Source organism: thiotrophic endosymbiont of Bathymodiolus puteoserpentis (Logatchev), assembly GCF_900127505.1.
GTDB lineage: Bacteria > Pseudomonadota > Gammaproteobacteria > PS1 > Pseudothioglobaceae > Thiodubiliella.
Window position 1 is genome coordinate 1 of the sequence record NZ_UEXF01000075.1, and the last position, 20,277, is coordinate 20,277.

Below are 20,277 nucleotides of genomic sequence, written 5' to 3' on the forward strand. Positions count from 1 at the left end.
GAGCGCGTCAATGGCACGATTAAGAATGCAACAGTTAAGGCGATAACGTATCAAAACATTGATGAAATGAAGCAAGATTTGAACAAGTTTTTGATTTTTTATAATTTTAATCGTGGACATGGTGGACTTAGAAAAGAGATTAAGGTAAGGACGCCTTATGAGGCTTTAGAGTATTGGTATAATTTGAAGCCTGATTTGTTTATCAGAAAGCCTGATATGTTTCGGAGTGTGGTTTTTGAAAGTAGGGAATAACGTGGTGAAACCTGACAAATAATAGACCTAGGAAATGCTTGGGGTACAAGACCCCATTTGAGGTCTTTGCCAAGATGACTGGCAAAGACTATTTTTTAAATGGAAGTGTTGTACTTATGGGTTGAATTCGCCAAACAATGTTTAATTTAGTTGGATACATTTCAAGACACTTTTTTCAATTCAGGCATCTTTTGAGCGGATGTTAAATGCAGATGCGCCAGAAATTGCCATGATTTTTCTGTTGGTATAGTTCTTGGCATAGCCTAATTTTTGTTCAATTGTTAGATTTATTCTTTCTTTTCTTGGTTTTATTTGTAATCATTATTGACCTCCTTATATTTTTCATTATAAGGCTATCTTTGTGTCCAAGTTTATCAGCCCATTACAACTTTTCCAAACAAGAATTGGAATACCTAGAGTCTATCTAACCAATCAGCAACTTTAACAATAAGGCGCTCAATCGAACCATCATTCTTATTGTAATAATGTTGCGCATTTTCAATAATCATCTGCGCTGATTTTTTATTGCCTGCAATCTTAATTAGATGCTTCCTGTAGTCTGCTAATTTTCTCACCCCAGAAAAATCCTGGTCAGCATAAACATCTAAGATAGGCACCGACATCTTGTGAAATGGGAAACCATTAACAATCTTTTGCTTGTAATCTGTTGCACCCGCGCCAATACCAATATAACCTTCAATCTTGCTATCACCATATTTCTCAATGTAGCTTGTTGCCATATGTGCACCACAGCCGTGTGCAATCAGTACAATATTATCAATCCCTTTTTCTTTATAAAAATTAATCGCTGCATCAATACGCTCATGTGAATAAGGGAAAATTGGCACATAATCGTAATATTTGGCCTCCTTACCCAATACTGGCATCTGTACCGATAATGTATGCCAGCCCTTTTCTGTCAAACCAATGCGTAGTGGCTTAATCGTATCCGACCAGTTTGCGTGCTGCCCACGATTATGCAAGATAATGACGCCACCCTTGGGTTTATCCGCTTCACTTTCCATAAAGATACTAAAAATTTCCCTGCCATTTTTAAGTGTTAAATACTCAACATCGCCATCCAAAACTGCATCAGCAATTTGATTGACAAGGCGATGCTCTCTATCAAAGTATGGACCAACCCCTACAAACTGATTGAACTCAGCGCGTAATTTATTCGGATTAAACTCACCAAACATTGGCAAGTCTGGCAATTTCGGTATAAATGGTAATGGAAAATCTGCATAAACACTGTGTGTACACACCAGTATTGTTAAACTTAGTAATATTTTATTCATTCTATTCTCTCTTCAATTTATCCAACGCAGTTTGTGCCTGCGGATGGTTGTTGTCTTTTGCTCTTTGAAACCAATAAGTTGCCTCCTTAAAACTGTTTTGCTCTAAAAATAACGAAGCCAGATTAAACTGCGCGTATTCATCATTCATATTCGCTGCTGTTAGCCACCATTGCTGCGCTTGGTTTTTCTTACCTTGTTGATAATACAACATTGCCAATTCACTCTGAGCATAAGAAAGCCCTTGTTTAGCAGCTTTTTCAAACCATTCAAATGCTTTCTTTTCATCTTTACTTACACCCAGCCCATGCAAATAACTCAGTCCAATATTATTCTGAGCTGGGCTATGCCCTGCTTTGGCAGCATGCATCATCCATACAAATGCATTTTTGTTGTATCCTGCCTGCGAGTAATGATAGCCAGTGCGATACCATGAGTTTGCACGACTGTCTGCAAATGCTGGTGGTACGCTTAATACCCCCAATACAAAGAGTGAAAACACCACTACAAAACTTTGATTTTTTTGCATTATTATGTGCTTTTATTCTGTCAAGTCATTTCACAATAATGAATAACCAAAAAAATACTATTTTTTTTATCAACAATAATCATTCATTATTATGTAACAACCTTGCAATAAAAAAGGGCGTTATTACGCCCTTTTCCTTAGTTAAAAGTCATTAAAAATTACTTCTTTAAATTGTTAACTGTACTAAGTCCTAATGAATGCCATGCATTCATACCACTGCGGTAATACTTAAGTTTGTGCTCTGGGTAACCCAGCGAAAGTAGCGCTCTAATTGCTGCAGGTGATTGACCACACCACAAACCATTACAGAACAAATACAAAGTTTTGGCTTTACTGAAGTTAAAAATACCATCTTGTTCAGTCACACCAAACCTTTTGGTTAGGATCTCCATCACTGCATCTGGATCCTTAGCAATTGCCTTAGCGTTTAGTTTCTTGTATGAGATGTTAACTGCACCTTTGATTGTGCCACCTTTTTTAGCGGTAGTCCAAACTGGCGTGCGTGCATCAATCACCATTTTTGACTTATCACCTCTAGAAATATCACGAAGTGCATAGAGAACATCTAATTCGCTCACTGTATCAACGGCTGCTGGTGCAAACGGGTTTGTTGGTTGGATACAAAACGGCGGACAAGGACGCGAAGTCTTTGCAAATACTGGATTAATAGTGGCTTTGTTGTTTTGATTACGAGAGATACCTGCTATGCTCATAACGCCTTTAGTGATGCCAACTGGCTTATTAGCTGTTACAGCCGTTGACGCTAATAATGCTATTGATGCAACACTTATTACTAATGTTTTAAGTTTCATTTTGTTTCCTTTCTTTGTTATAAAAAAATAACTCTTTCGAGTTGGTTATTGATAGCCCTCTATCATAAGTGGCACTAAAAATTCTTGTCATTTATTTGCTAATCGCAACTAGGCTCTTCTTCTAAGTTGTGTTGTGCGTAATAATCAACCACACAAACCTCGCGTTTATCTTCATCATCAATGTCTTCGCAACGATCTTTGGCACCATCACGCACTGCTTGCATTTGTTTTTCAGTGGGCTCGTCATTTAAAACAGCAACACCATCTTTTACATCAGCAAATACATTAAAACTTAATAACAACCCAAATAATATGGCTAATTTTTTCATTGTTGCTTCCTATATTTTGATTAATTGAAAACTGTTATTATTCACAAGAAAAAATACTTTGCAAGTCTATCTATATTTAATAATATTATAATAATCCAATATTGTTGATCGATTATACAAATTCTAAGTGCAAATTTTTGTTGGTTGATGACACCTGATTCAAACTGTAACAGCGTAATAAGATGACTGTAAACAATCAGATCTCTACAACACTTTCCCTATGTTTGTTGTTGCAAGTGGTAGAGTTTTGCATAACCACCATTTTTATCTATCAGCTCTTGATGTGTACCCTGCTCAGTGATTCTGCCTTTATCAATAAAAACAATCACATCTGCATCTTTAAGGGTGTTAAGGCGGTGAGCAACTGAGATAACGGTTCTATTTTTTCTTATTTCTGGTAGGTGGTTTAAAATAACACGCTCTGAAGCATAGTCTAAGGCAGAAGTTGCTTCATCTAAAATTAAAATCTTAGGGTTGTTAATAAGTGCTCGCATAAATGCGATTCTTTGTCGTTGTCCGCCTGATAAATTACTGCCTTTTTCGCTTAACATTGTCTCGTAACCTTGTGGCAATTCTTCAATAAAATCTGCACCGCACATTTTGGCAATTTTTTGTAATTGTTCTGTTGTAACATCAGGGTTAGCGAGCTTAAGGTTGTTGATAATAGTGTCTTGAAATAACTCACTATTTTGCAATACAACACCCATATTCATTCTTAATTCAGTTGGCGAGAGTGTTCTAATATCTAACCCGTCTATTAATATCTCCCCTGTAGTAGATTGATAAAACATTTGTAATAATTTGGTTAATGTGCTTTTTCCAGAACCAGAAGGCCCCGTTATACCAAGCATGCAACCTGGTTCCAAGATTAAATTAATGTCTGATAAAACAGCAGGCAATTCTTTTTGGTAAGTGAAATAAACACCCTTAAAAACAATACCACCTGAAATCTTACTAAGGAACATATTTTTGGGTAATTCTTCTAACGGCTCTTTAAGAATTAAACTAATTTTTTTAATGGAAACCAATGTATATTGGAAATCTTGCCATATTTGTGCTAAACGAATCACAGGCTCCACAACATAATTGGAGTACATGCGAAAAGCAATGAAAGCGCCAATGGTTAAGTTACCTTCTAGTACTTCAGTAATGCCTAACCATAAAATGACAATAATCATTATTTTATTAATAAGTGAGATGCCTTGCATGGAAAAAATATTAGTCAATTCTGCTTGTGCATAGGCATGCTGATATCTACCTAATCGTTTTTCCCATTGACGGATGAATCTATTTTCTGTTGCCATTGCCTTGATTGAGTTGATACCGTATAAAGTTTCTGTTAATAATGCGGTGTTGTCTGCATTTGCATCAAAAGATTGTTCACTGCGTTTACGCACAACTGGACCTACTATTATCCAAAAGAAAAAATAAATCAGCAAAAATATTAATACAATAACCGTCATAAAAACAGAATATTGAAACATTACCGAGAAAAACACCACCACAAAAATCAAATCAATCACTAGAGTGAGTGAATTTCCGGTCATGAACTGCCTAATATTTGCCATTTCCCTCATAAAAGCGGTTATTTTTCCAATTTGATTATTTTGAAAAAAAGACAATTTCAGTTGCATTAAATGTTCATAAATGCGACTGGTTAATTCTGAATCTATTTTAGAAGTTAGATTGGAAAAAGCGAAAGATCGCATCAATAAAAAAATCGGGTCAGTCAAAGCAAAAAATAGCATTGCTGTCATAATAGTTTGTAGAATGGTAAGGTTGAAACTGGGTAATGCGCTGTCTAAAAAATATTGAAATAATAAGGGTGTGAGTAGCATAATCAGCTGGATCATAATAGAGATAAAAATCACCGATAAAAATTGTTTTTTATGTTTCTTGATTGAAGGCAAAAACCATTGAAAAATAGAACCATTTTTAATAGGGACATTCTGCACGGTATTGGCATCATATTCTTCTAAATTATTGGCAATGGCAATACAGGAATTTTGCCAAATTTGATGACAATCTGGCATGCTTATTTGCCAGCTCTCCATACCATCAAAGACCGTGATATTTTCTCCGTCAAATGCCTCAAGGAGCAACCAATTATTTTGACACTGGATAAGCACGGGGAGGTGTAATTTATGCAATTTATTGAGATCAATTTGCATATATTCTGCATTAATGCCCGCCCATTTAATGGCGTATATCAGATCAGATTGGCTTAAATGACTGTTTTGACTGCTGACCAATAAATGGCTAAGGCTTTTCAGTTCAATATTTTTTTCAAAATGTTTTAATAACTCAACGATGCAACGCAAGGCGCGGCTGTTGGCAGTGAGATTAGCGCTCTCTAAGTCCTTCATTGACATGCTCCAAAACAGGCGATAATAAGTAGTCAATCACGCGGCGTCGCCCTGTTTCTATCCTAACAACGACTGACAGGCCTGCGTGTAAGCGTGTGGTTTTACCCTTATATTGTATTATGTTGTCTTTGAGGTTGATGGTGGCTAAAAAAACATACCCCATCTCTTCGTCTTCAACAGAATCTTGATAAATATTTTCAACCACTCCATCAATTGCACCGTATTTTATATAATTAAAAGCATCCAATTGCACGCTTGCTATTTGCCCAGTGCGCACAAAACCCACATCTTTGTTTAATATTTTTACTTCGGCTTTCAAAGAAAGTTTTCCGATGGGGACAATAGACATTAATTCTTGTGCAGAGGTAACCACACCGCCAATTGTGTTGATGGCGATTTCTTGTACAAAGCCCTCTATTGGCGCATAAAGACGCATGGTTTGTTGTTGGTTTTGATATTTTTTTAACGCCTCTGATGTTTCAATAATATCCAATTGATTTTTTTGGTATTCTTTGTAAATTTTATTCTTCTTTTGACTGATGGCAAATTTTTTATTACTTTTTTCTAATTGACGATTGTCGTTTATTTCGTACAGTTTTGATTGTTTGCTGAGCAGCTCTTTTTTAGATTGTAGTAATTCCTTCTGCGCTTGCAGAAATTGCAATTCAGAAATGTCTTGATCATCAAAAAATTGACTGAACATTTTGACACGCTTGCGTGCATTTTCTATCATAGATTGCTCTAATTCAATTTCCTTTTTTAAATTGTTACTGGATTTTTTTAGGTTGTCAATTTTGGCATTAAATTGTGCAATTTGTTTAAAGAATTCTTCTAAATCTAGGGTGGTTTGTCTATTGTGCAAAATGTTAATTTTAGGGGGCTTTTCCGCTTGTTCGATTTGCTCAATAATGGGGAAAATGTATTTAAAATTCTGCTGATTTTGTTGATAAAATGACAATTTCGCCTGAAAGTTGACAATATTGGTTTTTGCCTCTATGTCGCTCAATTGCACCAATAAATCTCCTTTTTGCACAACTTGCCCTTCTTTAACATAAATTTTTTCAATTTTTCCTGGATTCAAAGATTGAATTTTTTGCGACTTGCCAGAGACAATTAATTTACCTGTGGTATTTGCATAAATAGCAATGTGGCTAAAATAAGACCATAACAACACTATTGTTACAAATGCAACCACGCTCCAGCCAATTAGGCGAGAGAAATTTGTCGGCGCTTGTTTTTGAATGCGTAAATAAGTAGGGGAGAACTCAAAGGCTTTGTTGTCGATTTCTTTGCTAACAAAGATTGAGGAAAATTTCTTCTTAAGGTCTTTGTCGCATACAACCTTGCTGGCGGATAAATACAGATGACTGATAAAATTCATTTTTTGCTCAACGGCTAATTTCTTTAACCCTTTTTTTAGCAAGACTAAGGTGGGATTAAAAAAATTTCCAAGATGATATAAATTGGATTTTCGACGATTATTCATACAAGACCTTTGTTAGATAAAGCGTAATTCATGAAGGGATAAGAGTTAAGTATTTGGTCTTATCTTCACCCGTTAAAATATCCGTTATTTTACCTTTATTGATAACCACCACTCGATCACAAGAGCGAATAGTGGACAAACGATGGGCGATAGTAATCACTGTTTTACCGCGTGATATTGCAGCCATATTTTGACGAATTAATGCTTGAGATTCTTCATCCAAAGCAGAGGTTGCTTCATCCAAGATGAGTAATTTTGGTTGGTCAATAATGGCTCTGGCAAAGGCAATTCTTTGTCTTTGTCCGCCTGATAAAGACTTGCCACCTTCTTGAATCTCAGTATTGTATCCCAATTGCATTTTGCGAATAAATTCATCGGCACCTGAGGTTTTTGCCGCCTCAATTACTTGCGCTATAGGCAAAGTTGGATTCTTATGGGCAATATTTGCTCGCACACTTTCTTGAAAAAGGTAGTTTTCTTGTAAAACAACGCCGATTTGATCTCTTAATGAATGTTTGTCTATTTTGTTAATATTAACATCGTCAATATAAATATCGCCAGAATCAGGCACATATAGACCTTGTATTAATTTGGCAATTGTGCTTTTCCCAGAGCCAGATCCACCGACCAATGCCACACTTTCACCAATCTCAATGGTTAAATTAATATTTTCAAGCACCAAATTACCAGTAGGTGTATATTTAAAAAACACATTTTTAAGTTCAATTTTTCCTTGCAATTTATGTGGAACCTGGTTTTTCTTCTTTTCAGCAGGTGTATTTAAAATACTGCTTAATCGTTCAACGGCTATTTTTGTTTGTAAAAATTCTTGCCACAATGAAGTAAGTTGATTAAGAGGTTGTTGAAACATAGACAACAACATATTAAAGGCAATCAATTGTCCAATAGTCATATTTAATGCAAATACTTCGGTGGCACCCAGCCATAAAATCAACACCCCCACAACTTTTGAAAAAATACTAACCATTTGTGAGGCAAAGGTATTTAATTTTTGTAAATTATAATTCACGCCAACCATACTGCTGGTTTGCTTGTTCCAGCGTTTTAACATTACCCGCTCTAATGCCATACTTTTGATGGTTTCACTGTTGGAGATAGATTCTGTTAAAAAGGCGGTATTTTTTGCTCCCTTGCTGAATGACAATTCAATATATTTAATCAGTTTTGGTGTCAACAACCAAGCGCTAATAAAATAAAATGGCACTGTAATGGCAACCACCAAGGCTATTTTTGGGGAGATATAATACATGACAAAAAAAGTGATGAATAAAAACACAAAGTCAATCACACTTAATAACGCTTTACCAGTAAAAAATTCACGCACACTATTAATCTCTTGTGCCCTACTCACTAACAATCCAACAGATTTGCTTTCAAAAAAAGCAATGGGCAAATGTATCAAATGCTTAAATAAACGCATTCCCAAACCAATATCGATGCGATTGGCAGTGTGTAATAATAAATATTCGCGTATACTGGTTAAGGCGATTTCAAACAGATTGGCACTCAGTAAGGCAATCAATAAAATTATCATCGTTGATAAGGCGTTATTGACAACCACTTTATCAATGACCACTTGAAAAATCAATGGCAAGATCAACGCCACAATTTTTAAAACGCAAGAAAAACTAATGATTTCTAATAAGGTATTACGATAACGCAAAAATTCAGGCACAAACCACTCAAGTCCAAATTTGGCGGTGTCTTTGACAAAAATAACATTGCCACTCCAAACTTGTTGAACATCAGATAATTGAAATTGAGCGGGCTCCTTGTCAGGACGCTGAATTAAAACCCCCTCTTGGGATAAATGAGCAACCACAGAAGGCTGATTATCTTTGGTAAAAAAAATAAAGGGCACTCTCTTTTGTAGTTTTTTAACAGAGAGTTTTGCTTTGCTAAACTGAAGTTTTAATAGATTCTCCTTGGCAAATAAATGCAGTTTTTCTTCATCATAGGTACTATTTTTACTTTCTTGAATAAGAATGTCCTTGGCAAGAACTTCTTCTCTTAATAGTAGGAATAACGTATAAACTGATTGATAAACTGGTTGCAATACTTAAGGCTCACTAAAAAACTATTTATCCCGAGCTTTTTCAATCTCTTGTTCGGTTGGAATAATGCCAGCTGCCTGAAAGCGCTGAATCATATCCTTCATTTTGTCATCTTGCATTAGCCCTTCAATCACACTTAGCATATACAAAAAACCATTTAACGGCATAGTGATTTGCCCCAAATCGTCAAATTTTGGTGCGTTATTGTCATCGGTTATTGGTTGTTCAGAAGATTGTGCCACTAAATTCATTTTGACAATGCCATTGTTAACATTAATGGCACTAACAGTATCTACAAATATATTTTTGTTGTTCATATTTTATTCTCTTATTAAGTTAAATTTTTCATCACCTCAGGCATATTATAACCCACCTTTGACGCCGACCATAATTGATTAACCTCTTGTGCATATCCTGACACACCTTCGGTATCAGCGAATGAATCAAAAGAGGACATATATTCAACCAGTTTACTAACTTGTACCTTATCCAAATAATGGTAGCGGTTATTTTCAGCATCGATATCAACGCAAATTTTTGCACCATCGGTACTGCTATTATCAGCAAAATAATCTTTAATTAACACAGTACCATCTTGACCTCGGTATTGTTTAGAAATATCAACACCGGCATTGTCCTCTTGATAATCAATATCGGATTCGTCTGCCTCTGCAAGGGATCGGTGTTTGATTAAAAGGTCGTTGTCATTATGGCGATAATACATCACATCTTGATAACTGTCTAAATCAAATGCAATATAATCCTCGCTGTCAACGATAAGTTCGCTGGATAGGTTGTCATTGCCAATCATAAAGACATCCGCTCCTTCGCCACCAGTAACAATATTGTTTGTGCCACCCAAATACAGTAAATCATCCCCTTTTCCTGCATCAATGTTGTTATTGCTTGAGTTTTTATGCATATACAGGGAATCATTGCCAGATTCAGCAAAGATGAGGGAGTCGTGACTGGCAACTTCTAATTCATCATTACCTTCACCCAAATAAACAGTATTCTTATTGCCAAATACTTTTCCATGGTCGTCTCCTTCGCCTAAACTCATTACATTATAGGCACCAATTACAACCCCGATATCATCGCCAGAATGGCCGTAAATTTTGCCATAATTACCTGTGGATACTAGGTAATCATTCCCTTCGTTGCCTGCAATATAGGCGCCTTCTCCAAATGCCCAAAGCTGATCTGCACCTGTGCCACCAAATAAAACATTGTATCGACCAGATGCAACACCAATGTCATCGCCTTCACCGCCAATAAACATATGGTTTTGACCTACAAAAACTGCATTGTCATCTCCTTCGTTGCCACTAATGGTGTTGCCTTCGCCAATGACATAAGCAACATCATCTCCTTTACCGCCCCAAACATTGTTGTTGGTACCCATTAAAGCAAACAAGTCCTTACCATCACCGCCCCATGCAAAATTTTGAGCCCCTATATTGAAGAATAAATCTCCGTCGTTGGTCATATAACCTATGTCTGAGAAAAACTCAACTACTTTATCTTTCATATTGGCAGAATCTATGGCAATACTACTGGCTAGTGTTTCTGCTAATTCTGGTAGATTACCAAGGGTTTCAAATAAGTTTGGCGCGTAAAAATCAAATAAAGAGGGTAGTTTAAGTCCACTAAAGCCAAAGGCTTCGTTGCTTTTTTCAGTACCATCTGAGCTTTCTTCATTATCACCGGTAACATTGTTTGAATTTTCGCTGTCATTGTCATCGTCGTCATCGTCATCGTCATCGTCATCGTCGTCATCATCTTTATCTTTGATCCCTAATGCCTCTAGCGTGTTTTCACCCATATCTTCTATTGATTCTACGCCAGATTCCAATGCATTAATAATACGAGCTGGTTCAGATATAGCTTGAATGGAGTTATCAAAGGTGTCAGATACTGTGCCAAGCAACTCTTTTAACATATCTGACATTGATAAATCAGGGGTTGATGTCTCGGTTTTATAGAATTCACCAGAATCAATGTATTGATAGCCCAATATATCGCCAAAGGTGGTGTCTTCTGCTTTCTCTGCCATCTTACTGAGAATACCGTTGATAAGTTTTGTTTTTACATTGCCTGGTGTGTAGGTAAAAGTGGTTTTTGGCTGTCCATCTGAGGTGTATCCTTGCTGCATGATACCAAATAATGAAGCAACAGTAGTATCTAAAACAGAAGAGATGGTATCACCAAACATAAAACTAAAATTACCATTACCAATAAGAATGTCGGATCCTTGTCCGCCAATCGTAAGATTTAAGCTAAAGTTACTAAGCTTCTCTTTGAAGCTTTGGTTTGCTTCCTGACGCTTGCTTTTCCGTTGCATAAAGTTATTAGCTTGCTTATTGAGCGTCGCTTCTATATCGTATTTCAACCCTGTGTCGGACACTTCGTTTTGTCCACCACGGTTTAAAATCTTCTTATAGTCGGTGTCACTATTCTTATCCAGCGAACTCATGTCCTTTGCAAACTTTTTGGTTTTCTTCCAACTCCATAGGGCATTTTGTTCGGCGTTACTCATATCTGCCATATCTTGTAAGGAGCCCAAAACATTGGCCGATCCATCAAAAGGATTAACAAACGGAATCATAGGGAAAGAAGGGTCGGTTGCGATAATAAAATCATTCCTGACACCGTGATTAACCACCACATTTTTAGTGCCTATTAAAATTTGCACACCTTCTAATGCGCGATAACCTCCTATTTCAATAAAACGATTGGTGTCTCCTGCATGACCAATACTAATTAAAATATTATTGTCTCCATACATAAGTGTGTGGTGTGCGCCATTGCCAACTTTAATGTCTACATTGGTAGAGCCGCCAAAGAAAGTAGCGTGGTCTCCATCACCAATATCGATTTGAATATTAAAAGCAGGGGTAGTAATCCTTTTATTTTTCTTATTTGTGTTATTTGTGTTATTTGTGTTATTTGTGTTATTTGTGTTATTTGTGTTATTTGTGNTTCATTTTGACAATGCCATTGTTAACATTAATGGCACTAACAGTATCTACAAATATATTTTTGTTGTTCATATTTCATTCTCTTATTAAGTTAAATTTTTCATCACCTCAGGCATATTATAACCCACCTTTGACGCCGACCATAATTGATTAACCTCTTGTGCATATCCTGACACACCTTCGGTATCAGCGAATGAATCAAAAGAGGACATATATTCAACCAGTTTACTAACTTGTACCTTATCCAAATAATGGTAGCGGTTATTTTCAGCATCGATATCAACGCAAATTTTTGCACCATCGGTACTGCTATTATCAGCAAAATAATCTTTAATTAACACAGTACCATCTTGACCTCGGTATTGTTTAGAAATATCAACACCGGCATTGTCCTCTTGATAATCAATATCGGATTCGTCTGCCTCTGCAAGGGATCGGTGTTTGATTAAAAGGTCGTTGTCATTATGGCGATAATACATCACATCTTGATAACTGTCTAAATCAAATGCAATATAATCCTCGCTGTCAACGATAAGTTCGCTGGATAGGTTGTCATTGCCAATCATAAAGACATCCGCTCCTTCGCCACCAGTAACAATATTGTTTGTGCCACCCAAATACAGTAAATCATCCCCTTTTCCTGCATCAATGTTGTTATTGCTTGAGTTTTTATGCATATACAGGGAATCATTGCCAGATTCAGCAAAGATGAGGGAGTCGTGACTGGCAACTTCTAATTCATCATTACCTTCACCCAAATAAACAGTATTCTTATTGCCAAATACTTTTCCATGGTCGTCTCCTTCGCCTAAACTCATTACATTATAGGCACCAATTACAACCCCGATATCATCGCCAGAATGGCCGTAAATTTTGCCATAATTACCTGTGGATACTAGGTAATCATTCCCTTCGTTGCCTGCAATATAGGCGCCTTCTCCAAATGCCCAAAGCTGATCTGCACCTGTGCCACCAAATAAAACATTGTATCGACCAGATGCAACACCAATGTCATCGCCTTCACCGCCAATAAACATATGGTTTTGACCTACAAAAACTGCATTGTCATCTCCTTCGTTGCCACTAATGGTGTTGCCTTCGCCAATGACATAAGCAACATCATCTCCTTTACCGCCCCAAACATTGTTGTTGGTACCCATTAAAGCAAACAAGTCCTTACCATCACCGCCCCATGCAAAATTTTGAGCCCCTATATTGAAGAATAAATCTCCGTCGTTGGTCATATAACCTATGTCTGAGAAAAACTCAACTACTTTATCTTTCATATTGGCAGAATCTATGGCAATACTACTGGCTAGTGTTTCTGCTAATTCTGGTAGATTACCAAGGGTTTCAAATAAGTTTGGCGCGTAAAAATCAAATAAAGAGGGTAGTTTAAGTCCACTAAAGCCAAAGGCTTCGTTGCTTTTTTCAGTACCATCTGAGCTTTCTTCATTATCACCGGTAACATTGTTTGAATTTTCGCTGTCATTGTCATCGTCGTCATCGTCATCGTCATCGTCATCGTCGTCATCATCTTTATCTTTGATCCCTAATGCCTCTAGCGTGTTTTCACCCATATCTTCTATTGATTCTACGCCAGATTCCAATGCATTAATAATACGAGCTGGTTCAGATATAGCTTGAATGGAGTTATCAAAGGTGTCAGATACTGTGCCAAGCAACTCTTTTAACATATCTGACATTGATAAATCAGGGGTTGATGTCTCGGTTTTATAGAATTCACCAGAATCAATGTATTGATAGCCCAATATATCGCCAAAGGTGGTGTCTTCTGCTTTCTCTGCCATCTTACTGAGAATACCGTTGATAAGTTTTGTTTTTACATTGCCTGGTGTGTAGGTAAAAGTGGTTTTTGGCTGTCCATCTGAGGTGTATCCTTGCTGCATGATACCAAATAATGAAGCAACAGTAGTATCTAAAACAGAAGAGATGGTATCACCAAACATAAAACTAAAATTACCATTACCAATAAGAATGTCGGATCCTTGTCCGCCAATCGTAAGATTTAAGCTAAAGTTACTAAGCTTCTCTTTGAAGCTTTGGTTTGCTTCCTGACGCTTGCTTTTCCGTTGCATAAAGTTATTAGCTTGCTTATTGAGCGTCGCTTCTATATCGTATTTCAACCCTGTGTCGGACACTTCGTTTTGTCCACCACGGTTTAAAATCTTCTTATAGTCGGTGTCACTATTCTTATCCAGCGAACTCATGTCCTTTGCAAACTTTTTGGTTTTCTTCCAACTCCATAGGGCATTTTGTTCGGCGTTACTCATATCTGCCATATCTTGTAAGGAGCCCAAAACATTGGCCGATCCATCAAAAGGATTAACAAACGGAATCATAGGGAAAGAAGGGTCGGTTGCGATAATAAAATCATTCCTGACACCGTGATTAACCACCACATTTTTAGTGCCTATTAAAATTTGCACACCTTCTAATGCGCGATAACCTCCTATTTCAATAAAACGATTGGTGTCTCCTGCATGACCAATACTAATTAAAATATTATTGTCTCCATACATAAGTGTGTGGTGTGCGCCATTGCCAACTTTAATGTCTACATTGGTAGAGCCGCCAAAGAAAGTAGCGTGGTCTCCATCACCAATATCGATTTGAATATTAAAAGCAGGGGTAGTAATCCTTTTATTTGTGTTATTTGTGTTATTTGTGTTATTTGTGTTATTTGTGTTATTTGTGTTATTTGTGTTATTTGTGTTATTTGTGTTATTTGTGTCATCTGTATTGTTTGCCTTAACTGAATTAGCAAATTTAGTTTGCTGCTGATCAATAACAGCTAACTTTTGTTTGGTTTTTTCTGCATCTATTTTCTTTTGACCCTCACTTACTTCCTGTTGATCATCTGTATCTTGTGAGCTTGTATCATCATCCAAATCTTCACCTAGCTTTCTACCATTATATTTAATCAGGGTACCTTCATTGTTATAGACCCTACTAATCACAGAGCCTGCTGCACCAAGACTGTAAATAGTTTTGGCTGCACTGTCTTTGTGTATCCAGTCGCCTGCACCTGTGCTAGAGGTAACTTTGGTGCCGTCTGATCGGATAGCAACATAGCGACTTCTGACGCTTAGGTTGCCTTCAACCCCACCTTGATAAAGTTTTTTCAATACTTGTTTGCCGTATTGGCTATCAGGGTTATTAGTGGGATTATCGTCCTCTAAGTTGCAACCAACAAGACTGGTGCTCTTGATTTCTGCAGTGGCAGAATTTAAGCCTTGTTTAAGGGTGAGTATATTATCTGCTAATTCATTTGCATTCCTGCCGCCCAGTGTTTGGTTGCCATCTTCTGCTTTTCTGCCGTAACCCACAGCCACCATTTTGACTTTGCCTGTGATGTCTTTAAGCTGAGTGCCATAAACCACTCGGTAAGTGCCGTCTTTGTCCATTTGCACGATGGTGGTTTTTGTTGGGTGTTTGAAGGCGAGTTTAAGGGTGCTGTCTTTGACATTGTCATCGGATTCGGTTTGGAATAGGATTTGATGGTCGTGGTTGGCTAGATCAGGTTTGGTTTTTTGGGATTCTGTGGTTAGTTTGTTGGTTTGTTCTTGGGTTAAGGTGTCCCAGGATTGGAGTTTTTTGTCGTTGTAGGGTTGGGTTTCTGCTAGGTGTCTTGCGCCAAGGTCTTCTGTTACTTGGGAATCACCAGAGTTTATGGATAGCCATGGCTTGGTTTGAGAGTCGGCGTTATACGCCTCAACTCTAACATTCAGCTCTTTAGATAAGAATTTCACCATGGATCTGTAATCGTCATCACTCATTACAGTATTTTGTGTAATGATTTCTATTTTAGAAACAGAGCTCTCAATCAAACTTATTGCACCTTTAAATTGTTCCAACAGTTCTTGCTCAGAGTAGCTACCTGACTGTATTATGGTGACAGGTGTCTTGTTGAGACTGGTTTTTTTTGCAATATTGTATACAACAGTAGTTCTGTCTTTTTTGTAGGAAAAACCAATACTGCCTGAGGAGCGTACATCGTAAAATACAAAATCTTTGGTTACCTTATCCGCTCCTGCTACTCCGCCTACTGTGGTGTCTTTATCCTTTTCATAACGATAAGCATATGATCCTCTATTCGGACCTGAAGGACTGTACGCCAATACATTTGCATTGAACCTGCTACTTAAATCACTCACAAGACCTGCGTAACCAGCTGCACCATGCGTGGCATACCAGTCTGCACTGCCACCACCCATTTTTATATTTATTTGTGCCATTGAAGTGCCATCAGGCAGTCGCCTTTCCAACTCTGACAGAGCTGCTAAGGTAGCATCAGACTTGTCTGCTATAACACGAACTTTTAGCCCGCCTTCCAAACCTTCTATCGATCTATTTAGTTGTAGCGAACCATCCTCACCCACAGAAGCAACAAGATGATAATTGTCGTCTGTGTAAGGATCAAGCTGGGTTAATTCACCGCCTTTGTAGCCCCAGACAACTTTTCCTTCGTCAAGATGATAGCGATTGTTAACTCTACTTCTACCGGTTGGTCCTGTTTGTAACTGACCTAATCTAGAACTGACCTTGGTTTCAATGTTCCTTTCTTTCAGCCCCATTGCGACATCTTTACTAAAATCAGCGCCTGGATTGCATCCTTTCATAGCGACTGTGTCAATGCTTGATTGAGCGGGTAAAACGCCTCTTAATGTAACAACATAATCAACAATGTTAGTAGCCGTTCTGCGTCCTATAAACCCTTTTTTACCATGTCCAGCAAATAATATTTTAATATTATCTGCTTTTATTTTGTGTAATTTAGGTCCATACACAATCTGATAATCACCATTATTATCCATTTTTATAAGTGTAGAGTTTCCAAAATGTTTGCTTGCTAAGGCTGCCGAACTATTTGCTACGGCTTGATCGTCTTGTAACTGAACAACAACATAATGTGTATCCCTAGAACCGGGAGCAGTATTATACTCATTTGTTACTCTTTTGCGCTTCCATACACTTAACGCATATTGAGATTTTGTAATATCACTAACAATCTCTGATGCATTTTTCACACATTCCTCAGCCCAAGCTTTGCGAGCTGCATTTTTAGCAAGGTTAATCTCATCTTTACTTAGTAATCCTTCAAATTCACCTTTAACACCTTTAATGTGTCTGAGTTGTTCTACAAGGCTCAAGCCAGCAATGTCTTTTAACATATCTACGCTTGCATCAATATCCAGCTCACCCTTGTTAAGTTTATCTTCTAAATGATAGGCAAGAGCATTCTCTGCACACTTGCGTGCAATTGCACTTAATTTATTAAACTGTGTTTGGTATTTGATATTTCGGACTTGCAAATGCCTATCTAAATCGTTAGCCATTCTTTCAAAATTTTTCGTCTTCAGAATCCCTGGTTCTAACACCTTAGTCATTTGAAAACCTGCTTCTAATCTTCTTAAAAAATCATAATTATTACTACCCTTACCCTCTTTTTGAATTAACTCATTCAAGAGCTTTGAGTATTCATCAAAACCACCCAATGGATTTTCTAACTGCTCACTGTGGCTTTTAACCGTTTCAGTTCTTTGGGTGATTTCTCCTTTGTCACTATCCCAACTATAAACCGTTTTCTGCCCACCTGTACGCATGACTTTTCTGCCATTGGCGTCTACTTCTATGTCTGCGGTTCTGCCTGTTACTTCTGCATTGGTTGATCCCTTGCCATTGTCATATAGTTTCTCTGCGACTAATTTTGTAAAAGAAACAGGGTTAAATGAAGTATCACCTGAGACAGAAGCTCGGTCTGTTTCACAACCCACTAGGGCAATACGACCTTCGTCTGTTTGTTCTATGTTGAGTTTTGTTTGTAAGGCTATAATGCGATTAGACAACGCATCAGCGCCCATTGTCTTCATTGATGATCCGTGAGCCACGACATTGATACGGTATTTGCCATTGACATTAAGTGCAACTTCGTTGCCGTTTACATCGTAAACTTTAATATTGCCTGCTTCGTCCATCTTGGCAATATAGCTGTTTTCTGGGTGTTTATTGGCTAAGGCATTAGTGGCATTTTTGACGGTGTCATCATTGTTTTCTAATTGGAATATGATGTTGGTTTGGTATTGTGAGTCGTTATTTAAATGTTTGCCATTGTGTCTTACCAAGGTGCCTTCGTCGTCGTAAACTCGGCTCTCTACNCACTAAAACCTTTGGCTTTAACAAAAACTTTTAACGCACCCTTTAATTCACTAAGCTGCTTATTACCATAAATGCGTTCTATTTTTGGCTTTCCATCTTTATCAATAGAAAGGGTAACATCATAATGCTCGTCTGTATAAGAATCCACAGGAATTATTTCACCTTTTTCATTGAACGCATAAGTTTTTTTAAAAATGTCAGAGCGATATCTTGCACGAAAGTCGTCTGCGGAATCTACCGCAATTTTTCTACCATTTGGAAGCACACTTGTACTCACAAGTCTAACACTTACTTTGGCGTTACTTATCCCTCTTTTTTGCAACTTAGATAGAAGTTTTATTGCGTACTCACCCTTTAAGTCACAAGGAACCAAACTGACTTTCCTTACGCTAGAATCCTCACCAGTAGCCTGCTCTATAGTGCTGATATATTCGGCAATTTCTTCAATGCTTCTGTCTACAATACTGCCTAATTCACCATGTGCATTGATCATAACCTTAAGATCGCCTTTTGGTATTTGATCTAATTTAAGTCCGTATACAACTTTGTAATTACCATTTTTATCCATATGAACAATAGTGGTATTGTTTGGATATTTTTCTGCCAGTCGTATCTCATTTTGAATCAATTCTAAGTCATCTGTTGTTGTTATGAGAATTTGGCGTGTGTACCCTACAAATGGATCTGTAATGTGGTCCTGTCTTATGTTCCCTACCTCCCATTTCTCAAGTTTAGCTTGTGACTCCTCAGCCACTTGAATCTCATGTTTTACAGTCAATATATCGTGTTTTAATTGTTCACGCATTTCAGGGCTGCGACTTGCAAGATCCAAGAACCATTCATGCGTTTTCTTTAATTTTTTAACTTTATCACCAACTTCCAGCACTTTGGCTGCTTCGTATTTTTCACGCACAAGTAGCACGGACTGCTCTAGTTCTGTTCTTCTTAAATCTTGTTCAATATCAGTAATAAAATCTTGCAAAACAGCGTTTACCCTGTTTAATTCTCCTATAATTTCTGAATTTGGGTTTGTTCTTAAATGCTCATCAAAATTCAACTTTAATGCCTTTAGTTCAGAATGGTAGAAGCCCAATTCATTTTCTCGTACTACACGAAAAGCATGAAGAGTGTCAGATAAAAGATCAGAATGCTTGCTTTGCTTTTTAGATGTGAATTTTTTACTCTTAAGCAACTCTTCCAATCTTTGTATTTCTTCATTAAGATTGATCAATGGGTTCTTTAGCGCTTCACTGTGGTTTTTAACCGTTTCAGTTTTTTGGCTTATTCCTCCTTTATCTGTATCCCAGCTATAAACTGTCTTGGTTCCTCCTGTTAGCATGGTTTTGGTGCCATTCGCATTGACTTCTATTTGTGTTGTTCTGCCAGTTACTTCGGCGTTGATGGTGCCATTACCGCCGTCATACAATCTTTGTGCAACTAATTGTGCTAAAGAGGTAATTTCAGTTGAAGTGCCACTTGAAGAGGGTTTGTCTGTTTCACAACCCACTAAGGCAATACGACCTTGCTCTGTTTGTTCTATTCTAAGTTTTGTTTGTAAGTCGGTGATATAGGTAGCGAGTTGTTCAGCGCCTATTGCTGCCATTTCAGATCCGTGAGCCACTACATTGATACGGTATTTGCCATTGACATTAAGTGCAACTTCGTTGCCGTTTACATCGTAAACTTTAATATTGCCTGCTTCGTCCATCTTGGCAATATAGCTGTTTTCTGGGTGTTTATTGGCTAAGGCATTAGTGGCATTTTTGACGGTGTCATCATTGTTTTCTAATTGGAATATGATGTTGGTTTGGTATTGTGAGTCGTTATTTAAATGTTTGCCATTGTGTCTTACCAAGGTGCCTTCGTCGTCGTAAACTCGGCTCTCTACTTTGCCAGTAAGCTTATCAAAGCTATAAAGTGTTTTGGCTTTGCCGTCTTTGTGTCTCCACTCACTTGTGCCGGTGCTTGAGGT

General features: G+C 37.5%; 11 protein-coding genes and 2 pseudogenes. 2 read left to right on the forward strand and 11 right to left on the reverse strand.

The annotated features are described in order from the left end of the window. Positions 1–252: pseudogene (locus BHECKSOX2_RS09575) on the forward strand (DDE-type integrase/transposase/recombinase); the annotation flags it as partial. Positions 253–260: 8 nt separating this feature from the next. Continuing rightward, positions 261–377, forward strand: a pseudogene (locus tag BHECKSOX2_RS10675) (IS30 family transposase); the annotation flags it as partial. A gap of 288 nt (positions 378–665) precedes the next feature. Here BHECKSOX2_RS10675 and BHECKSOX2_RS09580 read toward each other — a convergent pair. The 11 genes from BHECKSOX2_RS09580 to BHECKSOX2_RS09630 all read right to left on the reverse strand — a co-directional run bounded on the left by BHECKSOX2_RS09580 (position 666) and on the right by BHECKSOX2_RS09630 (position 20,160). Next, positions 666–1,550 carry a DUF3530 family protein gene (locus BHECKSOX2_RS09580; RefSeq protein WP_139683390.1) on the reverse strand — a complete coding sequence of 295 codons (885 nt, stop codon included), beginning with the start codon at positions 1,548–1,550 and terminating at the stop codon, positions 666–668. A 1-nt stretch (position 1,551) separates the two neighbouring features. Then, positions 1,552–2,076, reverse strand: coding sequence for a tetratricopeptide repeat protein (locus BHECKSOX2_RS09585; protein ID WP_139683391.1), 525 nt, complete (start codon positions 2,074–2,076; stop codon positions 1,552–1,554). A gap of 158 nt (positions 2,077–2,234) precedes the next feature. Further along, complete coding sequence (locus BHECKSOX2_RS09590) at positions 2,235–2,888, reverse strand: rhodanese-like domain-containing protein (RefSeq protein WP_139683392.1); 654 nt, start codon at positions 2,886–2,888, stop codon at positions 2,235–2,237. Between the two features lie 98 nt (positions 2,889–2,986). Beyond that, entirely contained in the window at positions 2,987–3,217 is a 231-nt protein-coding gene (locus tag BHECKSOX2_RS09595; RefSeq protein ID WP_090717900.1) for a hypothetical protein, read from the reverse strand. A 218-nt stretch (positions 3,218–3,435) separates the two neighbouring features. Then, positions 3,436–5,583, reverse strand: a complete 2,148-nt coding sequence (locus BHECKSOX2_RS09600) for a peptidase domain-containing ABC transporter (protein ID WP_180323751.1) — start codon at positions 5,581–5,583, stop codon at positions 3,436–3,438. Further along, entirely contained in the window at positions 5,561–6,964 is a 1,404-nt protein-coding gene (locus tag BHECKSOX2_RS09605; protein ID WP_180323752.1) for an HlyD family type I secretion periplasmic adaptor subunit, read from the reverse strand. Before BHECKSOX2_RS09605 ends, BHECKSOX2_RS09600 begins: the two co-directional genes overlap by 23 nt. A gap of 133 nt (positions 6,965–7,097) precedes the next feature. Next, on the reverse strand, positions 7,098–9,146 hold the full coding sequence (locus BHECKSOX2_RS09610; protein ID WP_090717891.1) for a peptidase domain-containing ABC transporter: 2,049 nt from the start codon (positions 9,144–9,146) through the stop codon (positions 7,098–7,100). 21 nt (positions 9,147–9,167) lie between these two features. Next, complete coding sequence (locus BHECKSOX2_RS09615) at positions 9,168–9,461, reverse strand: hypothetical protein (protein WP_090717888.1); 294 nt, start codon at positions 9,459–9,461, stop codon at positions 9,168–9,170. Positions 9,462–9,475: 14 nt separating this feature from the next. Beyond that, positions 9,476–11,932: a calcium-binding protein gene (locus BHECKSOX2_RS09620; protein ID WP_139683395.1), complete on the reverse strand. Its 2,457-nt coding sequence runs from the start codon at positions 11,930–11,932 to the stop codon at positions 9,476–9,478. Positions 11,933–12,211: 279 nt separating this feature from the next. After that, entirely contained in the window at positions 12,212–18,271 is a 6,060-nt protein-coding gene (locus tag BHECKSOX2_RS09625; protein ID WP_139683396.1) for a C80 family cysteine peptidase, read from the reverse strand. Positions 18,272–18,300: 29 nt separating this feature from the next. Further along, positions 18,301–20,160 (reverse strand): C80 family cysteine peptidase, encoded by a 1,860-nt coding sequence (locus BHECKSOX2_RS09630; RefSeq protein WP_139683397.1) that lies wholly within the window; start codon positions 20,158–20,160, stop codon positions 18,301–18,303. Positions 20,161–20,277 lie beyond the last annotated feature (117 nt).

Excerpts from the sequence above, each read along its gene's own strand:
- BHECKSOX2_RS09590 (WP_139683392.1), bottom strand. The coding sequence starts at position 2,888 with ATGAAACTTAAAACATTAGTAATAAGTGTTGCATCAATAGCATTATTA.
- BHECKSOX2_RS09620 (WP_139683395.1), bottom strand. The coding sequence starts at position 11,932 with ATGTATGGAGACAATAATATTTTAATTAGTATTGGTCATGCAGGAGAC.
- BHECKSOX2_RS09595 (WP_090717900.1), bottom strand. The coding sequence starts at position 3,217 with ATGAAAAAATTAGCCATATTATTTGGGTTGTTATTAAGTTTTAATGTA.
- BHECKSOX2_RS09600 (WP_180323751.1), bottom strand. The coding sequence starts at position 5,583 with ATGAAGGACTTAGAGAGCGCTAATCTCACTGCCAACAGCCGCGCCTTG.
- BHECKSOX2_RS09585 (WP_139683391.1), bottom strand. The coding sequence starts at position 2,076 with ATGCAAAAAAATCAAAGTTTTGTAGTGGTGTTTTCACTCTTTGTATTG.
- BHECKSOX2_RS09615 (WP_090717888.1), bottom strand. The coding sequence starts at position 9,461 with ATGAACAACAAAAATATATTTGTAGATACTGTTAGTGCCATTAATGTT.
- BHECKSOX2_RS09605 (WP_180323752.1), bottom strand. The coding sequence starts at position 6,964 with ATGAATTTTATCAGTCATCTGTATTTATCCGCCAGCAAGGTTGTATGC.
- BHECKSOX2_RS09580 (WP_139683390.1), bottom strand. The coding sequence starts at position 1,550 with ATGAATAAAATATTACTAAGTTTAACAATACTGGTGTGTACACACAGT.